Source organism: Kitasatospora sp. NPDC091257 (assembly GCF_044757675.1).
Classification (GTDB): domain Bacteria; phylum Actinomycetota; class Actinomycetes; order Streptomycetales; family Streptomycetaceae; genus Kitasatospora; species Kitasatospora lactacystinica.
Genome location: NZ_JBIVVI010000618.1, coordinates 1 through 5,445 on the forward strand (window position 1 = coordinate 1; position 5,445 = coordinate 5,445).

At 73.8% G+C, this 5,445-nt stretch carries 6 protein-coding genes and 1 pseudogene; 3 read left to right on the plus strand and 4 right to left on the minus strand.

Features of this window, described 5'->3' with window-relative positions; all coding sequences use genetic code 11:
* Both ACIQOV_RS25705 and ACIQOV_RS25710 read left to right on the plus strand, forming a co-directional pair.
* A pseudogene (locus tag ACIQOV_RS25705) lies at positions 1-181 on the plus strand (ribonuclease HI); the annotation flags it as partial.
* 209 nt (positions 182-390) lie between these two features.
* Positions 391-612: a hypothetical protein gene (locus ACIQOV_RS25710; RefSeq protein WP_401052261.1), complete on the plus strand. Its 222-nt coding sequence runs from the start codon at positions 391-393 to the stop codon at positions 610-612.
* Between the two features lie 90 nt (positions 613-702).
* On the opposite strand, the gene ACIQOV_RS25715 is transcribed toward ACIQOV_RS25710, so the two are convergent.
* Together ACIQOV_RS25715 and ACIQOV_RS25720 are read right to left on the minus strand one after the other, a co-directional pair.
* Positions 703-1,992 carry a hypothetical protein gene (locus ACIQOV_RS25715; protein ID WP_401052264.1) on the minus strand — a complete coding sequence of 430 codons (1,290 nt, stop codon included), beginning with the start codon at positions 1,990-1,992 and terminating at the stop codon, positions 703-705.
* 124 nt (positions 1,993-2,116) lie between these two features.
* Positions 2,117-2,737, minus strand: coding sequence for a cold shock domain-containing protein (locus ACIQOV_RS25720; RefSeq protein WP_401052267.1), 621 nt, complete (start codon positions 2,735-2,737; stop codon positions 2,117-2,119).
* A 159-nt stretch (positions 2,738-2,896) separates the two neighbouring features.
* On the opposite strand from ACIQOV_RS25720, the gene ACIQOV_RS25725 reads away from it, so the two are divergent.
* Positions 2,897-3,622 (plus strand): dienelactone hydrolase family protein, encoded by a 726-nt coding sequence (locus ACIQOV_RS25725; protein WP_401052268.1) that lies wholly within the window; start codon positions 2,897-2,899, stop codon positions 3,620-3,622.
* Between the two features lie 125 nt (positions 3,623-3,747).
* On the opposite strand, the gene ACIQOV_RS25730 is transcribed toward ACIQOV_RS25725, so the two are convergent.
* Positions 3,748-4,137: a hypothetical protein gene (locus ACIQOV_RS25730; protein WP_401052270.1), complete on the minus strand. Its 390-nt coding sequence runs from the start codon at positions 4,135-4,137 to the stop codon at positions 3,748-3,750.
* Between the two features lie 82 nt (positions 4,138-4,219).
* Positions 4,220-5,445: GNAT family N-acetyltransferase (locus ACIQOV_RS25735; protein ID WP_401052272.1), on the minus strand; the 1,226-nt coding region annotated here is incomplete at its 5' end.

Here is a 5,445-nt window from a genome sequence, read left to right on the forward strand (position 1 = left end):
CGGTACCGGTCCCGGTACCGGTACCGGTACCGGCGCCGCCAAGCGGAGCGGCGGCTCGCGCACCCTGAACGCCCGCTTCCCCGGCACCTGCCCGTGCAGCCGCCCGTACGCCAAGGGCGACAAGATCACCAAGGTCGGCGGCTCCTGGGGCCACCCGGAGTGCGCCGCCGCCCACGCCTGACGGCGGGCGGGCGGGCGCCCGTGCCCGTGCCGGAGAACGGGCGGATCCGGCGGCCGTCGCGCGGCATCTGGACGCCCGGACGCAGACCGTCTACGAGGCCCTCGCGCTGGGGCCCGAGGTGAAGCCGTCCGACGTGCGCCGGCCGGACGACGGGATCACGGCCCGGGCAGGCCCTGACGGCCCAGGGGTGGACGGTCGCTCCGGCCGACGTGTCCGGCCAGGTCCTCGTCCTGATGCTGACGCCGCCGGCCACCGGCCCGGGGTCCCTCCCCGAGCAGGCCCTCGTGCGCTTCGACCCCGCGGACCACACCCTCGCGGTCACCGCGAGCAGCGGGTGCGTCCACTACCCCGACGACACACCGGTGGACCAGGAGGGCAAGCCGGCCGACCTGCCGACCGGCACGGCACCGGCGCCGCCGCCCGGCCGGTGACCGCGGGCCGGGCGCATGTGCCCGGCCGGAAACGCAGGACCGGCCGACCGCTGGTGCGCGGTCGGCCGGTCGGCCGGTCGGAGGTTGAGGTCAGGCCTTGGGCGGGGTGGCCTGGGCGAGCTGCTTGATGCTCCCGAAGCTCAGGCCCGCGTCGTTGAGTTCGCGCGCCTCGGCCTCCGTGACGCCGAGTCCGGCGAGCTCCTTGAGCTGGGCGTCGGTCAGCGGCGGGGCGGCCGGGAGGTCGCCGAAGTCCTCGGGGTCGAGGCCCTCCTCGTCGTTCCCGGCGGCCAGGCCGAGCACCGCGTCCATCAGCTGCTCGTTGGTCACCTTGACCGCGTCGGCCGGGGCCTGGACGTTCGGGGCGGCCTGGCTGAACGCGAGCTTCACCGGGAAGTTGACGCCCGGCTCGACCTTGTCGGCCAGCTGGGCGAGGTCGAAGGTGGCGGAGGAGAAGGCGCCGTTCTTCAGGTAGAGGTCGACGCCGATCTTCCGGTCCGGCACGTCGCTCGGGGCCTTGTCCGGGAAGTCGCCCAGCTGCTTGGGGAACTTGGCGGACAGCGGCTTGACGGCCTTGTACATCTCGTCCACCAGCTGGCGGGCCGGGGCGCTCACCCAGAGGTGCTCGGTGCCGTCCTTCTTGCCCTTGTCCTCGTACGTGACGGTGCGGCCGAGCACGTCCTTGATCGAGTTGAGGAGCTGGTTGCCGAGCTCCGGGTCGACACTGGGGGCGGCGCTCGGCGCGGCCTTCTTGGCGTCGCCCTCCTTCGCCCGGTCGGCGAGCGACTGGAGGTCGAAGGACACCCACTTGCCGGCCAGCACGTCCCCGACCGGCTTCATCTCCTCCGGCAGGTCCTTGCGGAGCTCGTCCACCGTGGACGGGTCCTCGCCGACCAGCTTCATCAGGCCCTTGGCGTCGGCGTGCAGGTACCCCGTGGCGTCGACCTGGCGGTACTCCAGCAGTGCGGTGCCGCTGCGGTCGGCGAGCAGGTAGGAGACGCGCACCGACTTGTCGAGCGTCAGGTCGGTGTTCTTGCCCGCCTGGCCGGCGTTCTTGAAGGCCTCGATGTCCTTGAGCGGCTTGTCGGCGGAGACCGCGACCGTGACGGAGAGGCCGGAGATCGCCTTGGCGGTCTTCTCGTCCATGTCCTCCTTGCGGCCCCGGGCGGAGCCGATGAGCCCGTTGCCCTTGTGCTCGCCGGAGTTGGCGAACGCGGCGACCTGCTCGGGGGTGGCGTCGATGGAGAGGGTGAACCCGGCCGACTTGCCGTCACGGACCTTGTCGAAGGCCTTCGAGACCTTCTGCGCGGCGGACAGCTGCTCGACGGTGCCGCAGGCCGTGAGGCCGGTGGCGAGCACGGAGGCGGTGACGGCGACGGGCATCGCCCCACGGGCGGCCTTGCGGATGGCGGTGTTGATGGTACGACTCCTGTTGATCGGGCCCGCTCGGCAAAGCGGACCGTTCCCTCCCCTGCGACGTGAAACGTCACAGCGCCTGCACATGTGATCACATTATCGGCAAGGGGTCATCCGCATTTTTGGCCGGGTCTTTAACCACTTCGGCCAAAACCATGACCAAAAGTCGTAAACCAGGCCTGAAGAGCCGTCCTGGCCATGCCCCGATGTTTCCCGCTCCCGGCCCCCGGTCCGCACCACTCCGGGGCGGACCGGGGGTCAGTGCACCGGGCCCGACGGATCCTCGACCGTCCAACCGCGGCCCAGGTCGCGGCGCAAGGCCTCCAGCGCAGCGGCCGCCTGCTGCCGGAACAGCTCCTTCTCCTCCTCGGACCACGGAGACGGATCCGGCGGGTACGCCTCGTCGAGCGACGACTGGTACCGGTCGGCGAGCCGCGCCGGTTCGGCCCGGGCCGCCGACGGGCGCCGGTGCCGCTGCCGCGGAACTCCCGGATTCCCGCGCGCGGGCCGGTCGCTGTTCGTACGATCGGCCCGGGCCGGGACCGGCGGGAGCCGATACCGGCCGAGGAGACCGCTGGGAGGGGCTCGACGGGGCCCGTGGGCTGGATTCTGACGGTCGGCCGATCAGGCGGGTCACCAACTCCGGGGTGATGAAGCCGTAGCCCTTCTCGTCGTTGAACCACTTCACGGTGCCGTTCTCGCGCTCGGCCATGTCTTCTCCTCGCCCGGGGATCACGCTGACCGCACCACTCCCTCACGCAGCGGAGCCGGGCCGACGCGAAGCGCAGCGGCGGCCGTCAGCGGGCCGCTCGCTCTGCCGAGGGCGAAGTCCGGCCCGGCCGGGGCGCGGACCCCAGTACTGTCCGGTTCCATGACAACGGTCACCACACGCACGGTCGAGTACCCGGCCGACGGAATGACGATGATCGGGCACCTCGCGCTCCCGGCCGGCGCCGGGCGCCGGCCCGGGGTGCTGATCGGGCCCGAGGGACCGGGCCTGAACGACTTCCAGCGCCGCCGGGCCGACGCCCTCGCCGAACTGGGCTACGTGGCCCTGGCCTTCGACCTCCACGGCGGGCGCTGGATCAGCGACCCGCAGGAGATGCTGGCGCGGGTGATGCCGCTGCTCGCCGACCCCGACCGGATGCGGGACATCGGCCACGCGGCCCTCGACGTGCTGCGCGCCGAACCGCGGACCGACCCGGACCGGATCGCCGCCATCGGCTACGGCACCGGGGGCGCCATCGCGGTGGAACTCGGACGCGCCGGTGTCGACCTGCGGGCGATCGGGACGGTCAACGGACTCACCACCGGCCGCCCGGGCGAGGCGGCCCGGATCCGGTGCCCGGTGTGGGCCGGGGTCGGCTCGGAGGACCCGATCATGCCCGCCGAGCGGAGGGAGGCCTTCACCGCCGAGATGCAGGCGGCGGGCGTCGACTGGCGCCTCGTGGTCTACGGCGGCGCCCAGCACGCCTTCCACCATCCGACGGTCGGTCACACCGTGCTCCCCGGCGTCGCGCACCACCCGCAGCACGCCCGGCGGGCGTGGCGCGACGTCGTCGGCCTGCTCGCCGAGTGCCTGCCCGTGCCGGACTGACCGGCGCGCCTACCCGCGCCGACGGCGCGTCGGTCGCGGCGAATGCGCATCGGCTCCGGCTCCCACCCAGGAGCCGGAGCCGACCTCGTGACCCTCGTGACCCTCGTGTTCCGACGGCCGTCGGGCTACCGCAGTTGCGTCAGGACGACGGCGACGAAAGCGGCGCCGAGGGCCGAACCGATCACCGGGATCGACAGCACGTCCCAGAGCCGCGGCCGCGGCCCGACGCGACGGTCCGGGGCGGTGTTCCGTTCCCACCGGTCCATGACCTGCCGGGTGTTCGCCAGGAACTCCGTCGTCGAGTGGTACTTGTCGGTGCCGACCCCGGTCCACGCGCGCAGGGCCACGAGGAGGAACGGGAGGACGAGCGCCAGGGTCATCGCGACCAGCAGCACCGTGCCGAGGTCGGCGAGCGCGAACAGGCCGAAGGCGGTTTCGAGCACGAGGGCGAGGACCGGGGCGGCGATGCCGGCGGGGCGGATCAGGTCCTTCGCCCGGAAGATCACTTCGTTCACGCCGCGCACCCCGTGCCCCGGCCGCCGGGCCTCGAAAGGGGAAGCGGCCGAGGTCCCCGTGAGGGGCGCAGCGGGACGGACGTCAGGGCAGGTAGTACGTCAGCAGGTCGGCCGTCAGCGGCGGGAACAGCGCCCGGTGCAGTTCCTCGTCCCCGCGCCCGTACACGTCCGGCCGGATGCGGCTCAACCCTTCGATCCCGTAGGGCCCGAAGAGCAGCGCCGCCAGCGCGTCCGGCGCCACGCCCACGCCGCCGGACGCGCCGAGGTGCTGCAGCGTGCCGCCCGTGACCACCTTGCCCGGCCCCTGCGCGCCGACCGGGATCCGGTAGTGGGCGCGGTAGGTGGTGAGCAGCAGTTCGCCGTCGGCGCGGTCCAGGCCGGCGGCGGTGAGGCGCTGGTGGAGCAGGGGTCGCAGCCGGTCGAGCAGCACGGCCGGGTCGGGGATGCGGACGTAGTACTGCTCCGCCTCGGGGCGCGGCGCGAGGTCCAGCAGGTCATGCCAGACGGTGGCCGGCAGGGTGCCCGGCCGGTGCACCACGCGGAGCCGCGCCTCGGGCGCCAACGCCACTACACCGGCCAGCAGTTCGCGCGCCGCCCGCTCGTCCGCGGCAGCCGCCTCGGCGAGGTGGAACTCGCCGTCGTCCACGGGGGTGGTGCGGCCCACCGCCACCACCTCGCCCGCGCGCTCGACCACCCGCAGCGTGCTCGCGTCGTGCGCCAGCAGCCAGCGCCAGCGGGCGGGGGCGTGGCCCATCGCGAGGTCGAAGCCGCGCTGCGCCTGCTCCTGGAGCGCGGCCAGGGCGGGCAGGTCGGTGGCCCGGGCGGTGCGCAGCGCGGGCGCGCCGTCCTCGGTGGGTGGGGTGGAGCGCAGCGGCCGCGAGACCGGGATGTCGATGGCGTACTCGTAGCCGAACAGCCGGTAGAAGTACGGGATTCCGATCATCGCCTGGACCACGTGCCCGCGGGCGGCGGAGCGCGCGTGCGCCCACTGCATCAGGGCCCGGACCAGGCCGCGGCCCTCGTACTCCTCGTCGGTGGCGACCAGTTCGACCTGCCCGGCGGGCAGCCGGACGTCGCCGAGGCGCAGCTCCTCGTCCAGCAGGGTGGCCGTGGAGACGACCCGGTCGCCGTCGACCACCACCGCGCTGGCCGACCAGCCGGCGTCCGGGTCCTCGACCACCAGACGGTGGTCGAGTGCGTCCGCCGGGTCGCCGCGCTCGGCGAGCAGCGCGCCGAGCTGCTCCAGGTCCTCCGGCCGGGACTCGCGCAGCAGCAGGCCGCCGGGCAGCGGCACGGGGAGGGACAGGG